This is a genomic window from Paractinoplanes rhizophilus (genome assembly GCF_042664765.1).
Classification (GTDB): Bacteria; Actinomycetota; Actinomycetes; order Mycobacteriales; family Micromonosporaceae; genus Actinoplanes; species Actinoplanes rhizophilus.
Window position 1 is genome coordinate 169,444 of record NZ_JBHTBJ010000007.1, and the last position, 19,215, is coordinate 188,658.

The 19,215-nt window shown below is 72.9% G+C and carries 19 protein-coding genes; 10 read left to right on the plus strand and 9 right to left on the minus strand.

What is annotated here, in order from left to right:
- Positions 1 to 69: 69 nt before the first annotated feature.
- Together ACFQS1_RS12965 and ACFQS1_RS12970 are read right to left on the minus strand one after the other, a co-directional pair.
- Positions 70 to 801, minus strand: coding sequence for a G protein-coupled receptor family protein (locus tag ACFQS1_RS12965; RefSeq protein ID WP_378967393.1), 732 nt, complete (start codon positions 799 to 801; stop codon positions 70 to 72).
- Between the two features lie 65 nt (positions 802 to 866).
- Complete coding sequence (locus ACFQS1_RS12970; protein ID WP_378967396.1) at positions 867 to 1,076, minus strand: hypothetical protein; 210 nt, start codon at positions 1,074 to 1,076, stop codon at positions 867 to 869.
- 226 nt (positions 1,077 to 1,302) lie between these two features.
- On the opposite strand from ACFQS1_RS12970, the gene ACFQS1_RS12975 reads away from it, so the two are divergent.
- Positions 1,303 to 2,157, plus strand: coding sequence for a tetratricopeptide repeat protein (locus tag ACFQS1_RS12975; RefSeq protein ID WP_378967398.1), 855 nt, complete (start codon positions 1,303 to 1,305; stop codon positions 2,155 to 2,157).
- An 84-nt stretch (positions 2,158 to 2,241) separates the two neighbouring features.
- Positions 2,242 to 3,087 carry a TrmH family RNA methyltransferase gene (locus tag ACFQS1_RS12980; RefSeq protein ID WP_378967400.1) on the plus strand — a complete coding sequence of 282 codons (846 nt, stop codon included), beginning with the start codon at positions 2,242 to 2,244 and terminating at the stop codon, positions 3,085 to 3,087.
- 19 nt (positions 3,088 to 3,106) lie between these two features.
- Here the strand turns inward: ACFQS1_RS12980 and ACFQS1_RS12985 are convergent, their stop codons facing one another.
- Together ACFQS1_RS12985 and ACFQS1_RS12990 are read right to left on the minus strand one after the other, a co-directional pair.
- The gene (locus ACFQS1_RS12985) at positions 3,107 to 4,321 is read right to left on the minus strand and encodes a serine hydrolase domain-containing protein (RefSeq protein WP_378967402.1); all 1,215 of its coding nucleotides are present in this window, start codon (positions 4,319 to 4,321) and stop codon (positions 3,107 to 3,109) included.
- A gap of 58 nt (positions 4,322 to 4,379) precedes the next feature.
- On the minus strand, positions 4,380 to 5,231 hold the full coding sequence (locus tag ACFQS1_RS12990) for an oxidoreductase (RefSeq protein WP_378967405.1): 852 nt from the start codon (positions 5,229 to 5,231) through the stop codon (positions 4,380 to 4,382).
- Positions 5,232 to 5,392: 161 nt separating this feature from the next.
- Between ACFQS1_RS12990 and ACFQS1_RS12995 the strand changes: the two genes are divergently transcribed.
- Complete coding sequence (locus tag ACFQS1_RS12995; RefSeq protein ID WP_378967407.1) at positions 5,393 to 5,620, plus strand: hypothetical protein; 228 nt, start codon at positions 5,393 to 5,395, stop codon at positions 5,618 to 5,620.
- Positions 5,621 to 5,626: 6 nt separating this feature from the next.
- On the opposite strand, the gene ACFQS1_RS13000 is transcribed toward ACFQS1_RS12995, so the two are convergent.
- Complete coding sequence (locus tag ACFQS1_RS13000; RefSeq protein WP_378967409.1) at positions 5,627 to 6,262, minus strand: hypothetical protein; 636 nt, start codon at positions 6,260 to 6,262, stop codon at positions 5,627 to 5,629.
- Between the two features lie 98 nt (positions 6,263 to 6,360).
- The gene (locus tag ACFQS1_RS13005) at positions 6,361 to 8,124 is read right to left on the minus strand and encodes an ABC transporter ATP-binding protein (RefSeq protein WP_378967411.1); all 1,764 of its coding nucleotides are present in this window, start codon (positions 8,122 to 8,124) and stop codon (positions 6,361 to 6,363) included.
- Positions 8,125 to 8,205: 81 nt separating this feature from the next.
- Between ACFQS1_RS13005 and ACFQS1_RS13010 the strand changes: the two genes are divergently transcribed.
- Positions 8,206 to 8,613 (plus strand): MarR family winged helix-turn-helix transcriptional regulator, encoded by a 408-nt coding sequence (locus ACFQS1_RS13010; protein WP_378967414.1) that lies wholly within the window; start codon positions 8,206 to 8,208, stop codon positions 8,611 to 8,613.
- A gap of 135 nt (positions 8,614 to 8,748) precedes the next feature.
- A complete protein-coding gene (locus tag ACFQS1_RS13015) occupies positions 8,749 to 9,120 on the plus strand; it encodes a hypothetical protein (protein WP_378967416.1) in 372 nt (123 codons plus the stop codon).
- A gap of 938 nt (positions 9,121 to 10,058) precedes the next feature.
- On the opposite strand, the gene ACFQS1_RS13020 is transcribed toward ACFQS1_RS13015, so the two are convergent.
- The gene (locus ACFQS1_RS13020; protein WP_378967419.1) at positions 10,059 to 10,397 is read right to left on the minus strand and encodes a VOC family protein; all 339 of its coding nucleotides are present in this window, start codon (positions 10,395 to 10,397) and stop codon (positions 10,059 to 10,061) included.
- Between the two features lie 111 nt (positions 10,398 to 10,508).
- On the opposite strand from ACFQS1_RS13020, the gene ACFQS1_RS13025 reads away from it, so the two are divergent.
- Positions 10,509 to 10,742, plus strand: coding sequence for a hypothetical protein (locus tag ACFQS1_RS13025; RefSeq protein WP_378967421.1), 234 nt, complete (start codon positions 10,509 to 10,511; stop codon positions 10,740 to 10,742).
- A 104-nt stretch (positions 10,743 to 10,846) separates the two neighbouring features.
- Here the strand turns inward: ACFQS1_RS13025 and ACFQS1_RS13030 are convergent, their stop codons facing one another.
- Positions 10,847 to 11,458 (minus strand): nitroreductase family protein, encoded by a 612-nt coding sequence (locus ACFQS1_RS13030; protein WP_378967424.1) that lies wholly within the window; start codon positions 11,456 to 11,458, stop codon positions 10,847 to 10,849.
- A gap of 70 nt (positions 11,459 to 11,528) precedes the next feature.
- Between ACFQS1_RS13030 and ACFQS1_RS13035 the strand changes: the two genes are divergently transcribed.
- Genes ACFQS1_RS13035 through fxsT form a run of 4 tightly spaced genes read left to right on the plus strand, consistent with a single transcriptional unit; the run spans position 11,529 to position 18,591 of the window.
- Positions 11,529 to 11,726, plus strand: coding sequence for a hypothetical protein (locus tag ACFQS1_RS13035; RefSeq protein ID WP_378967426.1), 198 nt, complete (start codon positions 11,529 to 11,531; stop codon positions 11,724 to 11,726).
- 6 nt (positions 11,727 to 11,732) lie between these two features.
- Positions 11,733 to 13,775 carry an FxsB family cyclophane-forming radical SAM/SPASM peptide maturase gene (locus ACFQS1_RS13040; RefSeq protein WP_378967428.1) on the plus strand — a complete coding sequence of 681 codons (2,043 nt, stop codon included), beginning with the start codon at positions 11,733 to 11,735 and terminating at the stop codon, positions 13,773 to 13,775.
- The gene (locus ACFQS1_RS13045) at positions 13,776 to 14,759 is read left to right on the plus strand and encodes a hypothetical protein (RefSeq protein WP_378967430.1); all 984 of its coding nucleotides are present in this window, start codon (positions 13,776 to 13,778) and stop codon (positions 14,757 to 14,759) included.
- Positions 14,749 to 18,591 (plus strand): FxSxx-COOH system tetratricopeptide repeat protein, encoded by a 3,843-nt coding sequence (gene fxsT / locus ACFQS1_RS13050; RefSeq protein ID WP_378967432.1) that lies wholly within the window; start codon positions 14,749 to 14,751, stop codon positions 18,589 to 18,591. Before ACFQS1_RS13045 ends, fxsT begins: the two co-directional genes overlap by 11 nt.
- Here the strand turns inward: fxsT and ACFQS1_RS13055 are convergent.
- Positions 18,588 to 19,166 carry a dihydrofolate reductase family protein gene (locus ACFQS1_RS13055; protein WP_378967435.1) on the minus strand — a complete coding sequence of 193 codons (579 nt, stop codon included), beginning with the start codon at positions 19,164 to 19,166 and terminating at the stop codon, positions 18,588 to 18,590. The genes fxsT and ACFQS1_RS13055 overlap by 4 nt on opposite strands.
- Positions 19,167 to 19,215: the final 49 nt, after the last annotated feature.

Here is a 19,215-nt window from a genome sequence, read left to right on the forward strand (position 1 = left end):
GAGTTCCGGCACCAGCTGACCGAGATGTTCCAGGTCGCGGGCTGGGAAGGATGATTCGCCGCCCTACCCTCAATCGTCGGCAGAATGGCCTTCGAGAGAACCACCGCCGGCGTTCCCGACGGAGCCCACCGGCCACGGTCGGCCGCTTACATCCCTCCAACTTCCCGCAGAAAACAGGTCAGCCCAATAATAGAAGTACACGGCGAGGTGTCCCTCAGCGAGCGAGTTGCCATCGCCGCCTGTGCGCCGGGCCTCGCTGAGGCTATTGGTGATCATCTTAATTCTGCTCTGCCGGAGTTCCAGATCACCGCTGCCCGAATACAAGCTCGCGTACGGCAACACAACGTCCGCATGGAATTCCTCGACGAGCGAGAGCCACCCCGTGAACTGGAAGATGTGGACGTCCTTTGCTGCCATCAGTCTCTCAATGGCTTCCTGGACCGGCGTTGTGGCGGGCGTCGTTGCCGGCACCCAGTCAGTCACTTCGCCGACCCGCCCTACCTGATTGGCAACGAGTAGGCAGGCTTCGACTAGCGTCCTCGCCTCAAGCTTTTGGACCGCTCGTGACCTTGCTTTGGTGGCTCGTTGGGTAAGGAGCGCGAACCCCACGCCGACGACGAAAGTGACCGCGCAGAACCCGACCACACTGGAAACCAGGTTGGTGGTAAAGGGGTGCGCCGACAGCCAGGCCGCATCGCGGTTCTCTGCGTAGAGGCCGACGCTGAGTGCAGCGATGCCTAGGACGGCGATCGCCGCCAAGGTCGTCTTGGGCAGTAGGGGAATGTCGCCACGTTCTCCCATGTGATCCACGGTATCGGTGGCTGTCTACCGCTATGCGTCCGCCGCCGTGGCGACTCCCCACCGGCTCAGACCGTCAGGTCGACCAGGCCGGAGTTCCGGGTGGCGGCGATATCGCGGCGGCTCTCGACGATCGCTGCCCGGTCGGAGCGGATCTTGCGCTCGTCGGCGCCGGTCCGCACGTCGGTGCTGAGCCGCACGTAGTCGGTGCGCAGGTGAACGCTGGCGATGTGCGAGCCCCACCGGGTGCCGCCGGCGCCACCGATTCGCATCATCATCGGTCTCCCTTTCCTCGCTGCTGAGCCGCACCCGCTGATTCGGTTGTCGCGGGGGTGCGGTTGAGGATCCGTCGTGTGACCTGAGCCACGGCCGGTCGCTGCCCTTCGGCCAGGTCTACCCGACGCTGTCCCGGCCGGCCCGCGACCGCGAGGTGGCGCCGGCCCGCAACCGGGACGCACCCGGTGGCTTTCACAAGTCGCCGGGCGCGGCGCCGAATGTGCCGGGGTGCGTACCGAACTCGTTCTTGACCAAGCCGGCGACCTGCTGAGCGACGGCCGTCCCGGCCCGGCCGCCACGCTGCTCGCGCCGGTCGTCGGGGCGGAGCCGGGCAACGTCGACGCCTGGCTGCTGCTGGCCCGGGCCAACCTGGCGCTGCGCCGCCCCGCGGAGGCCCTGGACGCGGCCCGCGCCGCCCTGCGGCTGGAACCGCACGGGCTCGAGGCGCGGTACTGGGTGAGCGCCGCGTACACCGCCACCGGCCGTCACGACCTGGCGATCGCCGCCGCGGCCTCGGCGTGCCACGCGGATCCCGGCCACCCCCGCCTGCTGGAACGGCACGGCCGCGCGCTGCTGGCGGCCGGCCGGCTGACCGAGGCCGGGCGGGTGCTGGCCGCGGGCGCGGAGTTTGCCCACTACGACGCCGACCTGCACGTGGCGCACGGCGTCGCGTTGTTCGCCGCCGGTCGCCCGCTGAGCGCGCGGGAGGCGCACGGCCGCGCCCTCGCCATCGACCCCGCGCACCGGCAGGCTCAGGCGGAGCTGCGCCGGCTGGCGTCCGCCGAGCGGCGCATCGTGGACGCCGAGTCGCTGGTGCGAGTGACCGACGAGTTCGCCGAGTCGCTGCGCGTCCCGGCCGGCGGGCGGCGCCCGGGGCCGGCGGGCGGCGGGGTGCTCGCCCACCTGGCGGCGGTGGCGTTCGCGGTGTGCCTGGCCGCGCTGCTGGTCGTCGGGGTCCTCGACCGGGTTACGTCGATCGAGGTGGCGCCGGCGCTGACCGCGGCGTTGTTGTGCGCGGCCGGGTCGGCGGCGTGCGCGACCGCGCTGAGCCGTCGGCGGGGCTCGACTCGCGTGGTGCGGTGAGCGGCGCGCGGGGTTGGGCTGCGGGTGATCCCGGTACTCTCGGGCGACCGGGGGAACGGCGGTCGGCGGGCGACGGAGGCGGGTTTGGCACGGGGTCTGCGGGTCAGCACCCGGAATGCGCGGTTTCAGCAATGGGAGGCGCTGCTCGCCAACCGGGCGAAACGCCAGCGCCGCGGGGAGTTCCTGGTGCAGGGGGTCCGGCCGATCACCATGGCGGTGACGCACGGATGGCGGATCCGGGAGTTGCTCTACGACGCCGAGGCCGCGCTGTCCGGCTGGGCGCGCGAGACGCTGGCCGTAGTGCGGGCCGAGACGTTCGCGGTGTCCCGGGAGCTGATGCACGAGCTGGGCGGCAAGGCGGACGCGGTTCCGGAGCTGCTGGCGGTCGTGGCGATGCCGGCGGACGACCTCGGCCGCATCCCGTGTGGCCCGTCGATGCTGGTGGTGGTGTTCGACCGGCCGGCCAGCCCGGGCAACATCGGCACGCTGATCCGCTCGGCGGACGCGTTCGGCGCGGCCGGCGTCATCGTGACCGGGCACGCGGCCGACGTGTACGACCCCAGGGCGGTGCGGGCGAGCACGGGCTCGCTGTTCGGGCTTCCGGTGGTGCGGGTGCCCGCCCATCAGGCGGTGCTCTCCTGGGTGGGCGACGTGCAAGCCGCCGGTGTGGGGCTGCGGGTCGTGGGCACCGACGAGAACGGTGAGCGGGAGGCCGCGGCGTACGACTTCACCGGGCCTACGCTCGCGCTGATCGGCAATGAGACGGCGGGACTCAGCGCGGCCTGGCGGGCCGCGTGCGACGAGCTGGTGCGGATCCCGATGGTGGGCACAGCCAGCTCGCTGAACGCGGCGGCGGCCGGGACGGTGGTGCTGTACGAGGCCGCGCGCCAGCGGCAACGGTCGGCGGCCGGCGCGCGCACCGGAGAGTAGAAGCGGCGGCCTGCCCGGCCTACGCCACGTCGGGTCGCGTCATCAGCGGGGCTTGCAGGTGCAACGCCAGATCGGGCGTGGTCAGCGGGACAGTGCTCCAGGTCGCGGTGGCCGTGTCGCCCTCGACCACCAGCCGTACCCGGTGCGGGGTGGTGATGACGAAGAGCTCGGCGACGAACGTGCCGCCCTGCCACGCGCCGGAAGCGACGACCGGGCGGCCGAGCGGGGCGCTCTCCCGCCACTCGCCATGGCCGGCCTCGACCGCGCCGGGATCGGGGGAGGCGGTGCGGAACGAGTCGAAGCGCAGCCGCCATCCGCCGTCGGCCGGCTCGACGTGCACGGCGGAACCCGTGGGCAGCGCCGATTCGGCGGCGGCCACGATCGTCGCCTTCCCGGACCGTGGCGGCCCGGCCGAGCCCGGCACCGGCGGGAACGACAGCCGTCGCAGGCGGTCGGCCAGCACCTCGTCGTCCCGCGCGCTGTCCGGATGGCCGATGCCGGGCGCCAGGCAGGCCGCGATCGCGTCGGGGGTGGCCGCCGGCCGTGGATTGTGGCTGGTCAGGACCACGACGAGATCGAGCGACGGGAGGACGACGCACTGCTGGCCGAAGGCGCCGTCGGCGTAGAAGCCGTGCTCGGAGATCCAGAACTGGTAGCCGTAGCCGCGCGCCGAGTCGTCCCCGGCCGCCGGGACGCCGATGTGCGCCCGGGTGGCCAGCTCCACCCACTCCCGCGGGATCAGTTGCCGGTCGCCCCATCGCCCGCCGCGCAGCAGCAGCTCGCCGAACGCGGCGAGGGCCTCGGTCGTCAGGTGCAGGCCGTGGAAGCCCTTGACCAGGTCGGCCGGCTCCCGCTCCCAGGACTCGGCGAGGCTGTCGGCGCCGTGCCCGGTCGTCATCGACAGCAGGTGGTGCACGGTGAGGCGGCGGCCCTGCGCCGAGATGTCGCCGGGCACGTGCGCGGGCAGGAGGCCGGCCACCCGGTCGTCCAGGGCGAGCAGCCCGTCCGCGATCACCAGGCCGGCCGCGATCGAGGTGAACGACTTGGTCACCGAGTAGAGCAGGGTCGGGCGATCGGCGGAGTACGGCGTCCACCAGCCCTCGGCGACGACGTGGCCGTGGCGGACGACCATGATGGAGTGACCCTCGACCGCCCGTGTCCCGAGCCAGTCGAGCAGGGCGCCGATCGAGCGGGACGAGAGGTTCTGGGCGGCTGGGGTCGAACGCGGGAGCATCCGGGCACGCTAACAACGGCGTGCCCCGCCGTCGCTCGGTTTTGGCCGGCGCGCGGCGTCAGGGGTGTCCGGCGCCTCTCGTGGTGGCGTTGGCCAGGGCGGTGAAGACGCCGGTCAGCACGCGATCGTAGGCCCGGTCGGGCAGCAGCCAGCGCGCGGCCAGGGCCGCCTTCGCGCCGCGGCCGACCGGGTAGCGGGCGCGGGGGCGTCGTGCCGTCGCGGCGCGGGCGATGGCGCGGGCGACGACGGACGGGGACGAGATGCCCTTGGCCTGCGAGGTCAGGGTCGCGGCGTACCGGCGGGCGTAGTCGGCGTACGCGCCGTGGCCGGACGTCTCGAGCAGGCGCTCGCCGGCGACGCCGGGGAACTCGGTGGCGATGCCGCCGGGCTCGATCATGACGACGTGGATGCCGAGCGGCCGGAGCTCGAGCCGGAGGCAGTCGCTGAGGCCCTCCAGGGCGTACTTGGTGGCGTGGTACCAGCCGGCCAGCGGCTGGTACATCCGGGCGCCGACCGAGGTGACGTTGATGATGCGGCCGGAGCCCTGCGCCCGCAGGTGCGGCAGGACGAGCTGGCAGAGCCGGGCCGCGGCGAAGACGTTGACCTCGAACTGGCGCCGGGCCTCGTCCAGCGGCACGTCCTCGAGGGCGCCGAAGGAGCCGTATCCGGCGTTGTTGACCAGCACGTCGATCCGGCCCGACCGGGCGGCGACCCGGTCGACCAGCGCCGCCCGGGCGGCCTCGTCGGTGACGTCGGCCCGGACCGTGTCGATGCCGAGCGCGGCGAGCGGGCTCATCCGTTCCAGGCGGCGGGCGACGGCGTAGACGTGGAAACCGCGCTCGTGCAGCAGGCGGCTGGTGGCCGCGCCGATCCCGGCGGAGGCACCGGTGACTATCGCGACCCGGCCCATCGAGGCACCCTTCGTAGGCGGCGACGTGATCACGCCGGCGGCGAGGACAGGGTAGCGGCGAAGCCGGGCCGGCGGGGGACGCGGGGCGGCGGCGAAATCGGGGCCCGGGGTCGGCCGCGAAATCGGTGGCGCTGGGGGCCGGGGCCGGAAAGGATACGGCGATGTCCGGTGTGCCCGAGGGATTCGCGTATCGCGTCCGCAAGAACGGGGACGTGGAGGTGCTGCATCACGGCCGCGCGGCCGTGGTGCTCCGGGGCGCCGCCGCGGCCCGGTTCCTGATCGACGTGGAGAGCGACGATCCGCAGGAGCTGATGGCCCGGGTCAGCGGCAACTACAAGCACGGCAACGAACGGACGGCGAAGAACCACCCGCGCAACCGGCGGAGGTAGGGCGCGTTACTTCTTCTTGCCGCTCTTGCCGGCGGGCTCGAGCGCCGGCGGGTACTTCGCGTTGAAGTTGTGGATCACCGGCAACCCGACGCGGACCATGTCGCGGCTGCGGTGCGCGACGTCCTCGGGGGTCAGGTGGTGCCTCGGGTGGGGGAGCTGGGCGGCGATCGTCCCCGTGAAGATCAGCAGGTCGTCGACCGAGCCGGGGAACGCGCGGCACATGTCGGCGGCCGCGCGCAGCTGCGACTCGGGAAGGTACGCGACGTGCTCGGCCATGCCGGCCGCCCACGCGCCCGGGTGCACCAGGTAGCCCGCGGGCAGCCGGCCCGGGCCGCCCATCGGGGCGAGCATCTCGGCGCGCGGCATCGGAGCCGGCGTGGCCTTGCTGATCATGTAGAGGGCGCCGGCGGCGAACAGCGCGGCCGGGACCAGGATGGCGGCGGCGGCGGGCAGGCCGGCGAGGATCATCACGATGGCGAGCACGACGAGGATCATGCCGCCGGCCATGTACTCGCGCACGCCGTCGCGGGACGCGCCGTTCTCGGCGTCGGCGACGCAGCGCTTGATGATGGCTTCCAGGACCGGGTCGGTGGGGCGCCACCCGTCCGCCCGGACCGGCATCTCACGCGTGGACTGCGCCATCGGGGTCCTCTCTCGCGACGGGGGAGTCGGTGTCGCCGAGCGGTATCGGCAGACCGCCACCCCGATCTGAGGGATTGTGCCGCCCGCCGCCTGCGGGATTACGCGGCCAGGGCGGCGTAGCGGCCGCCCGCGCCGACCAGCGCGTCGTGCGTGCCGGCCTCGAGGACCCGGCCGTGGTCGACCACCACGATCTGGTCGGCGGCGCGGACGGTGGACAGCCGGTGCGCGATCGTGACCGTGGTGCGGCCGCGGGACAGCTCGTCGAAGGCGCGCTGCACGGCCCGCTCGGTCTCGTTGTCCAGCGCGCTCGTCGCCTCGTCGAGCACCAGGATGCGCGGGTCGCGCAGCAGGGTGCGGGCGATCGCGATGCGCTGCTTCTCGCCGCCGGAGAACCGGTGGCCGCGCGAGCCGACCGTGGTGTCGTAGCCGTCGGGCAGGGCGGCGATCACCTCGTGGATCTGGGCGGCCCGGGCGGCGGCCTCGATCTGCGCGTCGGTGGCGTCCGGGCGGGCGTAGCGCAAGTTTTCCCGGACGGTGGTGTGCAGCAGGTATGTCTCCTGGCTGACCACGCCGACGATCGACGACAGGTCGGCCAGGCTGAGGTCGCGCAGGTCGACGCCGTCGATGGTGACCCGGCCGGCGGTGGGGTCGTAGAGGCGGACGATCAGGGCCGCGATCGTGCTCTTGCCGGAGCCGGTCTCGCCGACCAGGGCCAGGGAGGTGCCGGCCGGGACGTCCAGCGACACGCCGGCGACCGCGGCGGCGTTACTTCCGGCGTACGCGAAAGTCACGTTCTCGAAGCGCAAGTTTCCCTGTGGGTTTTCCAGCACGACCGGCCGCGCCGGCTCTTGGACCTCGATGGGCAGGTCGAGGTATTCGAAGATCCGCGCGAACAGGGCGAGCGAGGTGGTCAGCTGGACGCCGACGTTGAGCAGGCCGATCAGCGGCCGGAACAGCCCGGCCTGCAGCGCGGTGAAGGCGACCAGGGTGCCGATGGAAAGTTGCGCGAAAGGCATGCCCGCGGCGAGGTAGATGACCGCCGGGATGGCCGCGAAGACGATGCTCATGGACGCCATCCGCCAGCGGCCGGCCAGCTCGGAGCGCAGCTCGAGGTCGATCAGCCGGGCCGACGAGGCGGTGAAGCGCGAGATCAGGGCGGGCGCGGTGCCCAGCGTCTTGGACAATTGAACGCCGCTGATCGACAGCCCCTCCTCGATGGTGACGTTGAGGTCGGCGAGCTCCCGCTGCCGCTGCGCGGTGATCTCGCGGCGCAGGCGGGCGACCCGCCGGGAGAACCAGATCGCCGGTGGCAACACCGCCAGGGAGACCAGCGAAAGTTGCCAGGAAAGCGCGGCCATCGCGACCAGGGTGGCGATCGCGGTGGTGAGGTTCGCGGCGATCGAGGTGGCGGTCGAGGTGACCACCGACTCCATGCCGCCGATGTCGTTGGTGATGCGGGACTGCACCTCGCCGGTGCGGGTGCGGGTGAAGAAGCCGATCGACTGGCGCTGCAGGTGGGTGAAGACGTCGGTGCGCAGGCGGTGCATGACCTCCTGGCCGACCCGGGTGGAGATCCAGGTCTGTACGACGCCGAGCGCGGCGGTCACGGCGGCGACGGCCACCATGCCGGCCACCAGCCAGACCAGCAACGAGAGGTCGGCGTGCGGCAGCGCGTCGTCGATGACCGCGCGGAGCAGGAACGGCGAGGCCATGCCGATGATCGACGAGGCCACGATGATCAGGACGACGACCGTGAGCGGCCGGGTGTGCGCGCGGAACAGCCCGCCGACGCGGCGCAGCGAGACCTCGCGGGCCTGCTGCTTCTCGGCCGGGGTGGGTTTGCGGTGCTCGAGGCGCGGCAAAGGCGTCCTCCTTTCGGCGAAAGTTTTGCTGAGGTTACCTCATCATGAGGTAAGAACCGCAATCCCTGCTACCGTATTCCGGTGGACGGGGACTCCCTTGCCGAAACTTTCTGGGCGGTCGCGCGCCGGTTGCGCCACCGCACCCGGGTGGCGCTCGAGCCGTGGGACCTCTCGCCGTCGCTGGCCCGCGCCCTGAACGTGCTGTCCCGCCACGGCGACATCCGGCTCAGCGTCCTGGCCGACCATCTGGGCATCGCGCCCCGGACGACCACGGAGGTCGCCGACGATCTGGCCCGGCTGGGGCTGGCCGAGCGTCATCCCGACCCCGGCGACCGGCGGGCCACGCTGCTCGCGCTGACCGCCCAGGGCGCCGCGACGGCCGAGGCGATCCGGGCCGCGCGGGCGGCCGAGGGCGAGCAGTTCTTCGCCGCGCTCAGTGACGGGGAGCGGGAGACGCTGGCTGATCTGTTGCGCAAGTTGCGGGACTGAACGGCGCGGCGGCTCGCGAAAGTTGTCTGCCGCGCGGCGTGGAAACTTTCCGGAAAGCGTGACCGGGCCGGCACGCTTTCCGGACGGCGTGCCCGTGCCCGTGCCGGCGCCGCGAGCCCATGCGATGATCCGGCCATGCTGCGTGGACGCTTGCTGACCGAGAGCCTGCGCGTTGGCGGCGAGGTGCGGGTTGCGTCGCTGCGCGTGGTGCGGCTCAGCCGCGAGGACGTATCCGCCTCGACGTCACCGGCCCAGCCCGGCATCTGGACCTTCGTCGACTTCGAGGCCCCCGACGAGGCGGCCGACGACCTGGCGGCGGCGCTGGCCGGCGCCCTGATCGGCGACCAGGGCTGGTACGCCGACTTCGAGGTCGGCGACGATCACGTGGTGGTTTTCGCCGGCCGGGTGTTCCGGTACGTGAAGGGAGATGAAGCGGGCCGCAAGGCCGCCGTGGAATACGGCCGAGCGACCGGCGTGCCCGAGCATCAATGGGACTGGGCGGATTGACGCTCAGGCGTCCGAGCCTACGGTCAATGCGCGGTGGAACTCGAGCCATTGCAGGTCGGATTGCGGATCGTGGTCGGCGAGGTGCTTGCCGATCGCCACGGCTAGAATCATCCGGCGGTGCAATGCCGTTCACGGACGACAAGCGCGCGAATATGGCCATGCCGATGTGAAGGCGTCTGCGTGCACGTTCCGGAACGGTCGGCGCGGGATCTCGGCCGTGTATGGATAGCCGCCAGGACAGGGCCTGACCACCGGTCTGCGATGTGGCGTCGGGCTCGATCTGCGTCGTCACGCTTCGCGCCGTCACGCTTCGCGTAGGTGCAGGCCGGGCCGGCGGCTGAGTGCGCGTCGGCTCGGGTGTTGTCGGCGGCTGGGTGCATGCGGGAGTGGGGGTGCTTGCCGGCTGGGTGGGCGTCGGCCCAGGCGTTGCCGGGGGCTGGCTGGGTGCGGGCTCGGGCGCTCCGCCCGCAATGTGGTCGGCCGGATCGCCGCCGACGGACGTGGTGGCCGCCGTGGTGCGCCGGTGCCACGCGGCTGCCAACTCCTCCCCGGTGGGGATATGGCCGTGAAGGGAGCGCAATTTCCGGGCGTGGCGTTGTGTCATTCCCCACGCGCGATGTCGCTGGTGTTCGCGGCGGAAATTCTCGGCCTCGGCGGAATAGTTGCGGCGCTTCGTCGTGTCGCGCATGGTGGCCAATTGTGCCGTGCTGAACAACTGCAGCTGCCGCATGACCTATTCTCCCGCAAAGCCACCGGCACGGGCCACTATTCGATCACCCTGGCAGCAATTGTTTTTCACGGCAGATCGGAGGGCTGCGGGGATCTGGCAAATTGTCGAACAATGCACCGGAGCGGTGGGCCGCCGCGGCCGGGATCGTCGCACGCCGTCCGAAGTTACCGGTCGCCTGCGGTCGTGGAGACCGGCCGGGGGCGGGCGGTCAGGACTCGACGCAGAACTCGTTGCCCTCGGGGTCCTGCATGACGACCAGGTCGCCGTGGGTCTCCTTGACGGTGGCGCCCAGCGACTCCAGGCGCTTGACCTCCTCGGGGACGCCGTCGGCGGCGCGCAGGTCGAAGTGCATGCGCAGCTTCGCGGTCCGCGGCTCGGGGACCCGCTGGAACCACAGGGTGGGCCCGCCCCAGCCGGGTGCCTCCACGAAGGCCTTGCCGGAGGTCGACTCCTCGTCGAGCTCGCCGCCCAGGGCCGCCGCCCAGAAGCGGGCCACCACCAGGGCGTCCCGGCAGTCGAAGGTCACTGACTTCACGTAGGTCGGCATGGTGGCATTCTCGGCGATCATGACCACGGGCGCGACCGGAAGAAGGGCGGACACCGATAGCCGTACGTAATGTGCCTGTCGCTCTCGGTAGATGTGGGGCACTATCGAGGCATGGTGTTGTCCGTGTTGGCGGGACTGATGACGCCGGTGATCATCGGATTGGGTGTCGTGCTGGCGGCCCGGGTGCTGCCCCGATGGTCACCGGCAGCGGGCCACGGCGTGGTCGACGGCCCGGGCGCCGAGGCGTATCGGCGGGCGGCGGAGAAGATGCGCGAGGAAGCGGACGGCGAGGCCAGTCGGGCGGACGGCGAGGCCAGCCGGCCGCCGGCTCCGGCGCACACCTGATCGCGCCGGCCAACCGAAGTGGATGGTCCCGGCCGGGAACGGGCACGGCCAAGATCGGGGACGGCCGATATCGCGTACGGGGCCGCGCCGCGACCCCGGCCGCATCAGGACGTGTACCTGTCCCAGAAGACGACCTCGTCGAGGGGGCGCCTCTTCGGCTCCGACCAGCGGCCCTTGCTGGGGTAGCCGAGCGGGATCAGGGCCATGGTGAGCGCGTCGTCGGGCAGGCCGAGCAGGGCCCGGGTCTCCGCCTCGTGGCCGGAGTAGAGGGTGGTCAGCGTGGAGCCGATGCCGTACGCGCGGGCGGCCAGCATGAGCTGCTGGACGGCGCCGTAGATGGAGGAGCCCAGGCGCGGATTGGTGGAGGCCGCGGCGCCCAGCAGGACCGGGAAGATCCAGACGGGGGCCTCCTCGATGTGCGCGGCGAGATGATCACCGGCCCGGAAGTTCGGGTCGCCGGTGGCCAGCATGCGCTCTCGGTGGACGCCGTAGAGCTTCTCCCAGCCCTCGCGGTAGAACGCGGCGATCTGCGCCTTGACCCCGGGGTCGCGCAGCACGATCCAGGCCCAGCGCTGGGTGTTGCCGCCGTTGGGGCCGCGGATGGCCGCGTCGAGCAGCTTGCGGACGACGTCGTCGCCGATCGGCTGGGGCGACAGGTAGCGGCGGGCCGGCGTGGAGTGCAGCGCCTCCAGGACCGTGATCTCCGGATCTTCCATGGCCACACACCCTAATCCGTCACGCGATGTGGCCGTGACATGACCTCGAGTGTTGTCTATGCTCGCAGGCGTGGAAAAGACGCTCGCAAACGGGGAAAACGCGCTCGCAAACGGGGAAAACGCGCTCGCCGAGGTGGCGCAGACGCCGCTCGACGAGGCGCGCACCACCCCGATCGACCGCATCGGCCGCGCGGCCGCCGCGCGCGTGGTGCGCCGCGTCGTGCGCCGTGACCGCGACCGGGTGACCCCCTTCTCGTCCGGGATCTGACCAGGGGTGACGTTCCCGTGGCGCCCGCTGCGCCACTACGTGCTCAAGGTCGCCTCCCGGTGTGATCTGGCGTGCGATCACTGCTATGTGTACGAGCACGCCGACCAGTCCTGGCGCGGGCGGCCACCGTTCATGTCGCTCGCCACCGCCCGGGCGGCCGCGGGCCGCATCGCCGAGCACGCCGCGGCGCACCGGCTGCCGCGGGTGAGCGTGATCCTGCACGGCGGCGAGCCGCTGCTGCTCGGGCCCGACCGGCTCCGCTCGCTGCTGGCCGAGCTGCGCACGACGGTGGGCGCGGCGTGCGAGCTCGACCTCGGGATGCAGACCAACGGCGTGCGCCTCGATGACACGTACGCGTCGATCTTGCGCGCGGCCCGGGTCCGGGTCGGCATCTCGCTCGACGGCGCTCGCCCGCACAACGACCTGCACCGGGTGTTCCGCCGGGGCGCGTCCAGCTACGACGCGACCGTGCTGGGGATCGCCGTCCTGCGACGCCACCGGGACATCTATGCCGGCCTGCTGTGCACCGTGGACCTCGCGAACGATCCGGTCGAGGTCTACGACGCGCTCGCCGGGCAACAACCGCCGCGGATCGACTTCCTCCTGCCCCACGCCACCTGGGAGCATCCGCCGCCGCCCGGCTCCTACGCCGCCTGGCTGCTGGCCGTCCACGAGCGCTGGGCCGCGGCCGGCCGCCCGATGCCGATCCGGCTGTTCGACTCGGTGCGCGCCCTCGGCCGGGGCGGCCCGGGCGGCACCGAGGCGGTCGGGATCGACGCCGGCGACGTCGTGGTGATCGAGACCGACGGGGCGTGGGAGGAGCCGGACTCGATGAAGACCACCTGGGACGGCGCCGCTGCCACCGGGCTGACCGTCTTCGATCACAGCGCCGACGAGGTGACCCGGCAGCCCGCGATGGCCCGGCGGCGCGGCGGGATCGAGGCGCTGGCGGCCACCTGCCGGGCGTGCGCGGTGGTGCGACAGTGCGGGGGAGGGCTGGTCGCGCACCGCTACCGGCCCGGCGCCGGCTTCGACAACCCCTCGGTGTACTGCGCCGACTTGAAGGAGCTCATCATGACCCTGAACGCGCAGCCGGCGCCGTCCTCGGAGATCGGCTCGCTGCCGGCCGAGGTGTTCGAGCGGATCGCGTCCGGGTTCGGCGACGCCGCCGCGGTCGAGGAGCTCGCGTCGGCGCAGCTCGCCATCAACCGCGCCCTGGTCGCGGAGATCGTCGCGCGGTTCGGGGCGCCGGAGCTGGTCGAGCGCGAGCGGGCGGATCCGGCGGCCTTCGACCGGACGCTCGCCCGGCCGTACGTGCGCGCCTGGGCCGTCCGATGCCTCACCGACGGGCCGGCCGGCCGGCCCGGACTATCCGGCAAGCGGGCCGTCCGATGGCTCACCGACGGATCGGCCGGCCGGCCCGAGCCGTCCGGCAAGTTCCTGGACGACACCGACCCGTTCCGCGATGTCTACGGCTTCCCGGTCGCCGGCGCGCTGTCCGACGAAGAAGCCGCCGCCTGGGCCGCGGTCCTCGACGACGCCTGGCAGGTCGTCGCGACCGACGCCCCGGAGCACCTGCAGGCGTTGCGCACCGGGGTCAAGGCGATCACCCCACTCCAGCCGGCGCCGGACGGAACGCAGCGCAGCGCCACCTCGCGGGACGCCTTCGGGGCGCTGGGCATCGCCTACACGCCCGATCCGCACGAGCTGGCCGTCCTGCTGGTGCACGAGTTCCAGCACACCAAGCTCGGCGCCGTGCTCGACCTGATCGACCTCGTCGAGGAGGGTGCCGGGGAGCGCCTGCGGGTCGGCTGGCGGTCCGATCCGCGGCCGATCGAGGCCGCCCTGCAAGGGACGTACGCGCATCTGGGAATCGCCGGCATCTGGCGCCGCCGCAGCGAGCGTGACCCCGCGCTGCGGCCGCGGTATGCGATGTACCGGGACTGGACCGCCGCGGCGCTGGACGCGCTGCGCGGCGGCACCTGGCTCACGCCGGCCGGGGAGCGCTTCGTCGCGCGGATGGCCGAGACCGTCGGCGGATGGTCCTAGATGTACTCCTACTACCTCAGCTACGGGCACGCGCCGCGCCTGCGCCCCGAGGACCGGCCCGATATCGATCACTGGGCGGGCCGGTTGCACGACGCGCTCACCGCCGAGCTGGCCCTCGCCGGCGTCCCGGGCGGCTACTACGACGACCTCTCCGCGCCGCTCGGCGACTGGCGCGGCACCCTGAAGCGGGCGCTGAGCGTCTCCGACGTGTTCGTGGCGCTCTACTCGCCGGGGTATTTCGCGAAGGCCTGGCCGCTGCGCGAACTGGCCAGCTTCGGCACGCGGTTCGCGGACCCGCAGGCGGCCGCCCGGTTCGTCCTGCCGGTGCTGTGGGTGCCCTGGCCGCGCTGGGAGCGGGCGGCCGAGCGGGAGGCCGCGTTGCGCCTGGGTGCCGGCATTTCCGCGTACGCGTCGGAGGGGTTGCAGGCGCTGGCGCGCCTGTCGATGTTCCGGGCGTCCTACCACGCCGTCGTGCGGCGGCTGGCCGGCCGGATCGTGGCCGCCTCCCGGACCGCTCCCCGGCCCGCCCCGGAGGCGGTCGTGGTGGACATGTTCCCCGACCCCGTGCTGACCGTCACCGATCTGTCCGGCAACGCGGCCGTCGCCGAGCTCGCGGTGAACGTCGCCGAGCGCCTCGGATACCCGGCCCGGCTCGCCGAGCGGCCGGGCCCGGGGGCCGGCCTCGTGCTGATCTCCGACCCGTCGGCGCTGCGCACGCCGCCGCCGGAGGCGACGACCGTCCTGATCGTCGGCGACGAGCGCGGCGCGCGCGGCGCCGCAGAGCTGACCGATAGTCTGGTCGCCGCGGGCGTGGCCCGCGGCCGGATCGCGGTGGTCACCGACCCGGCCCGGCTCGCCGACCGGCTGCCGTCGATCATCGACAGCGCCTGTCACGCCCACCGCCGGAGCGCCCCGGTGTTCCCGCCCAAGGGCGCCGACTCGTCGTTGCCCGTCATCGGGGGAGAGGGACACCATGACCGATGACCGCGGCAAGGTGGTCACGTTCTACTCGTACAAGGGCGGGACGGGCCGCACGATGGCGCTGGCCAACGTGGCGTGGATCCTCGCGGCCAACGGCAAGCGGGTGCTCGTGGCCGACTGGGACCTGGAGTCGCCCGGCCTGCACCGCTTCTACCGGCCGTTCATCGAGCCGGCCGCGTTCGAGTCGGCCGGCGGGATCATCGAGCTGGTCCGCCGCTACGAGCAGGCCACCATGCTCGACGTGCCCCGGCCCGACGACTGGCAGCGCGACTTCGCCCGGGTCAGCGCGCACGCCTTCACCCTCAACTGGGAGTTCCCCGACGGCGGCACGCTGGACTTCCTGGCCGCCGGCAACCAGAACCAGGACTACGCGCGCAGCGTCTACGAGCGCGACTGGGACGAGTTCTACACCCGCTACGGCGGCGGCCAGCTGTTCGACGCGCTCCGCGAGGACATGAAGGACCGGTACGACTACGCGTTGCTGGACAGCCGCACCGGCTGGTCCGACGTGGCCGGCATCTGCACGGTCCACATGCCCGACGTGCTGGTCGACTGCTTCACCTTCAGCGACCAGGGCATCGAGGGCGCCGCGCTGGTGGCCGGCAACGTGGCCCGCCAGCGCGGACGGCGCCCGATCCGGATCCTGCCGGTGCCGATGCGGGTCGACCTGGCCGAGAAGAAGCGGGCGGACGCGGGCCGGCTGGCCGCCCGGCAACGCTTCACCGGCCTGCCCAGCGGCATGACGCCGGCCGAGCGGGACGCGTACTGGGCCACCGTCGAGGTGCCCTATCAACCCTTTTACGCGTACGAGGAGACCCTCGCCACCTTCGGCGACCGGCCCGGGTCGCGCACCTCGATGCTCGCGGCCTACGAGACGCTGGCCGGCTACCTGACCGACGGCGAGATCCAGTCGCTGCCGCCGATGGAGGAGTCGCTGCGCGAGCGCACGGCCGCCCGGTTCGTCCGCCCGACCGTGCTGCCCGAGACCGCGGTCGCGCTGCGGTTCGCCGCCGAGGACCGGCTCTGGGCCGAGTGGATCGCCCGGGTGCTGCGGGCCGCCGGCGTCACCGTCAACCTCGCCCCCACCGGCCTGGACGCCGACAGCGCCCCGGCGCCCGAGGGCCGGCCGCTGACCATCGTCTCGCCGGCCAACGTGGACGCCGAGGAGGGCCGGGTGCCGCGCGACCGCCGCACCCCGCTGGTCGTGTACGTGGCCGACGTGCGGCCGCTGCGCGGGCAGACCGAGGCCGACTCGGCGTTCCTGGTCGGGCAGACCGAGGAGGTCGCGGTCACCCGGCTGCTCAAGCTGGTCGGGCACCCGGTCGACGCGTTCGACCGGGGCCGGATCGGGATGCGCTTCCCCGGCCGCGCCACGCTGATCTTCAACGCGCCGATCCGCAACGTCCAGTTCACCGGCCGCGAGGACGACCTGGTCGACATGCGCACCCGGCTGCAGACCAGCGGCAGCCCGGTGGTGCTCTCCGGCGCCTCGCCGGTGGCGCTGCAGGGCATGGGCGGCATCGGCAAGACCCAGGTGGCGATCGAGTACGCGCACCGGTTCCGCAACGCCTACGACTTCGTCTGGTGGGTCAACTCCGACCCGACCACGTTCATCGACACCCAGCTGTCCGAGCTGGGCCGCGAGCTCGGCCTGCCCGGCGGCGGCACGATCGCCGACCGGGCCCGCGCCACGCTGTCCGCGCTCAACCGCGGCGCCACCCTGCCCCGCTGGCTGATGATCTTCGACAACGCCGAGGACATCGAGTCGGTCACCCGCTTCCTGCCCTCCGGGCCCGGCGGCCACGTCGTGATCACCTCGCGCGACGCGCAGTGGTCGGACCGCGCCGAGACCATTCAGGTCGACGTCTTCGACCGCCGGGAGAGCGTCGCCCACCTGCGCCGCCGGGTGCCCACCATGCGGCCCGACGACGCGGCCCGGCTCGCCGACGCGCTCGGCGACCTGCCGATCGCGATCGCCGCGGCCGGCGCCTGGCTCGCCGACACCGGCACGTCGGTGTCGGAGTACCTGCGGCACATCGAGAAACTGGTGCCGGACAGCCTCGAGCCGGTCTGGGACCTGTCGCTGCGCCGCCTTCAGGACCGGTCGCCGGCCGCGCACCGGCTGCTGCAGCTGTGCTCGGTGCTCGCCCCCGAGGTGGCGCTCGACCTGGTGTACGGCGACCGGATGGCGGCGCTGCTGTCGCCGCTCGACCCGCTGGTCGGCGAGACCATGTACCGCGGACGGCTGGTGCAGGACATCAACCGGCTCGCCCTGCTCAAGCTCGACGTCGGCACCGGCACCATCCGGGTGCACCGGATCATCCAGAGCGTGGTCCGCCAGCGGATGACCGACGCGGAGCTCGCGCTCGCCCGCCGCGAGGCGCACCTGGTGCTGGCGGCGGCCCGGCCGGCCGGCGAGGTCGACGACCCGTCCACCTGGCCGCGGTTCCAGCAGATCTGGCCGCACCTGGAGGTCTCCCGGGCCTGGGAGTCGCGCGAGGAGGCCGTGCGCCGGCTGATCATCGACCGGCTGCGCTACCTGTGGACCTCCGGCGACCTGGCGAACGGGCGCCGCGCCGGCGAGGAGTTCGTCCGGCGCTGGGAGCGGCTGCGCGCCACCGGCGCCGACCCCGCCCTCGACCGGCAGCTGCTGCAGCTGCAGGTCAACCTGGCCAACATCGTGTGCGACCAGGCCGACTTCGACCAGGCCCTGCAGATCGACGAGCGGGTGCTGGCCGACCAGCGCCGGCTGCTCGGCGAGCACCACCCGCACACGCTGATCACCGCGGCCGGGCTCGGGCGTGACCTGCGGGCGCTGGGCCGGTACGCGGACGCCCGCAAGCTGGACGAGCAGACCACCGCGGCGTGGATCGAGTACTTCGGCGAGGACTATCCGCGCACGCTCAGCGCGCAGAACAACCTGGCCACGTCGTTGCGGATGGCCGGCGAGATCCGGGCCGCCCGCGACCGCTCCCGCCAGGTGTACGACCGGGCCATGCTGATCGTCGGCCGGACCCACACGCTGACCCTGACCGCCGGCACGAACTTCGGGCGCGACCTGCGCGAGGCCGGCGAGTACACCGAGTCGATCACGCTGCTGCGCGACATCCTGGCCCGGCATCGCGAGGTCCTGGGCGACTCGTCGCCGCGCACCTTCGGCGCGATGACCAACCTGGCAGTCTCCGAGCGCAGCGCCGGCCGCGCCGCCGAGGCCGCCGAGCGCCTCGAGACGGCGTACGAGAACTTGAATCAGCTCCTCGGCCCCGCCGCCCCCGAGACGTTGTTCTGCCGCCTCAGCCGCGCCGTGAATCTCCTCGCCATCGGCGAGGCCCACTCGGCCGGCAGCGAGCTCGCCGAGGTCGAGCGGCACTACCGCGACCGCCTCGGTGAGCACCACCCGCACACCGTCGCGTGCGTGAACAACCGGGCCGCGGTCACCCGCGCCACCGGCGACCCGGGCGGCGCGCGCGAGCTGGCCCGGCAGGCGGCCGACGGCTTCGAGAAGATGCTCGGCGCCGACCACCCCTACACCCTGGCGGCGCGGATGAACCAGGCCATCTTCGCCGCCGAGTACGGCGCGGTGCCGGAGGCCCACGAGATGCTGGAGCCGCTGGCCGAGCGCACCGACCGCGTGCTCGGCCCGGAGCACCCGGACGCGGCCCGCTGCGCCGCCAACCTGGCCCTGATGCGCCGCGACCTGTACGGCAGCACGCCGGAGGAGGAGCACGAGGCGCTGCGGCGGCTGACGGCGGCGCTGGGGGCGGCGCACCCGGCGGTGGAGGCCATGCGGGAGCGGCGCTACCTGCACCGCACCCTGGACCCGCACCCCTTCTAGCCGGCTCGCCCGACCCGGTAGCGGAGGTGGGTGGCATCCGGGGTGTCGATCACCCGCACCACCTCGAGCTCGATCTCGCGCGGCAGCACGTCGAACAGCCGGTGGCCGCCGCCGAGCAGCACCGGGACCAGGTGCACCTGGATCTCGTCGAGGACCCCGGCGGCCAGCGCCCGCTGCCCGGTGTATCCACCCTGGACGTACACGTTCTTGTCGCCGGCCGCGGCCTTCGCCTGGGCCATGGCCGACTCGATGCCGTCGGTCACGTAGGTCACCTTGGGGTATCCGTAGCGGGCGGCCGGGCCGGGCGGGCGGTGGCTGGGCACGAAGATCGGGGCGCCGTTCAGGTCGCCGCCCCAGTGGTCCATCAGCTCGGCGGTCCGCCGCCCGGTCACCACCGCGCCGACGTCGTGCAGCTCGGCGATCAGTTCCTTGACCGCGGCGGCCTGCTCGCCGGCGTCGCCGGTCCGCTCGAACCACTTGTGCAGTCGTTCACCGTCCGGGCCGCCCAGGTAGTCGTCGGGCGTCGAGACGTAGCCGTCCAGGGAGACCGACATGTAGAGGACGGAAGTGGACATGGTCCCTCCTTCGGCGCGAGGTGAGTGGGGCGTACCCAGGATCGGCCGG

What these genes read in the sequence shown, in the direction of transcription:
- ACFQS1_RS12965 (WP_378967393.1), bottom strand. Translation starts at nt 801, where the DNA reads ATGGGAGAACGTGGCGACATTCCCCTACTGCCCAAGACGACCTTGGCG.
- ACFQS1_RS12970 (WP_378967396.1), bottom strand. Translation starts at nt 1,076, where the DNA reads ATGATGATGCGAATCGGTGGCGCCGGCGGCACCCGGTGGGGCTCGCAC.
- ACFQS1_RS12985 (WP_378967402.1), bottom strand. Translation starts at nt 4,321, where the DNA reads ATGCTCCCGCGTTCGACCCCAGCCGCCCAGAACCTCTCGTCCCGCTCG.
- ACFQS1_RS12990 (WP_378967405.1), bottom strand. Translation starts at nt 5,231, where the DNA reads ATGGGCCGGGTCGCGATAGTCACCGGTGCCTCCGCCGGGATCGGCGCG.
- ACFQS1_RS12995 (WP_378967407.1), top strand. Translation starts at nt 5,393, where the DNA reads ATGTCCGGTGTGCCCGAGGGATTCGCGTATCGCGTCCGCAAGAACGGG.
- ACFQS1_RS13000 (WP_378967409.1), bottom strand. Translation starts at nt 6,262, where the DNA reads ATGGCGCAGTCCACGCGTGAGATGCCGGTCCGGGCGGACGGGTGGCGC.
- ACFQS1_RS13015 (WP_378967416.1), top strand. Translation starts at nt 8,749, where the DNA reads ATGCTGCGTGGACGCTTGCTGACCGAGAGCCTGCGCGTTGGCGGCGAG.
- ACFQS1_RS13020 (WP_378967419.1), bottom strand. Translation starts at nt 10,397, where the DNA reads ATGCCGACCTACGTGAAGTCAGTGACCTTCGACTGCCGGGACGCCCTG.
- ACFQS1_RS13025 (WP_378967421.1), top strand. Translation starts at nt 10,509, where the DNA reads ATGGTGTTGTCCGTGTTGGCGGGACTGATGACGCCGGTGATCATCGGA.
- ACFQS1_RS13030 (WP_378967424.1), bottom strand. Translation starts at nt 11,458, where the DNA reads ATGGAAGATCCGGAGATCACGGTCCTGGAGGCGCTGCACTCCACGCCG.
- ACFQS1_RS13045 (WP_378967430.1), top strand. Translation starts at nt 13,776, where the DNA reads ATGTACTCCTACTACCTCAGCTACGGGCACGCGCCGCGCCTGCGCCCC.
- fxsT (WP_378967432.1), top strand. Translation starts at nt 14,749, where the DNA reads ATGACCGATGACCGCGGCAAGGTGGTCACGTTCTACTCGTACAAGGGC.
- ACFQS1_RS13055 (WP_378967435.1), bottom strand. Translation starts at nt 19,166, where the DNA reads ATGTCCACTTCCGTCCTCTACATGTCGGTCTCCCTGGACGGCTACGTC.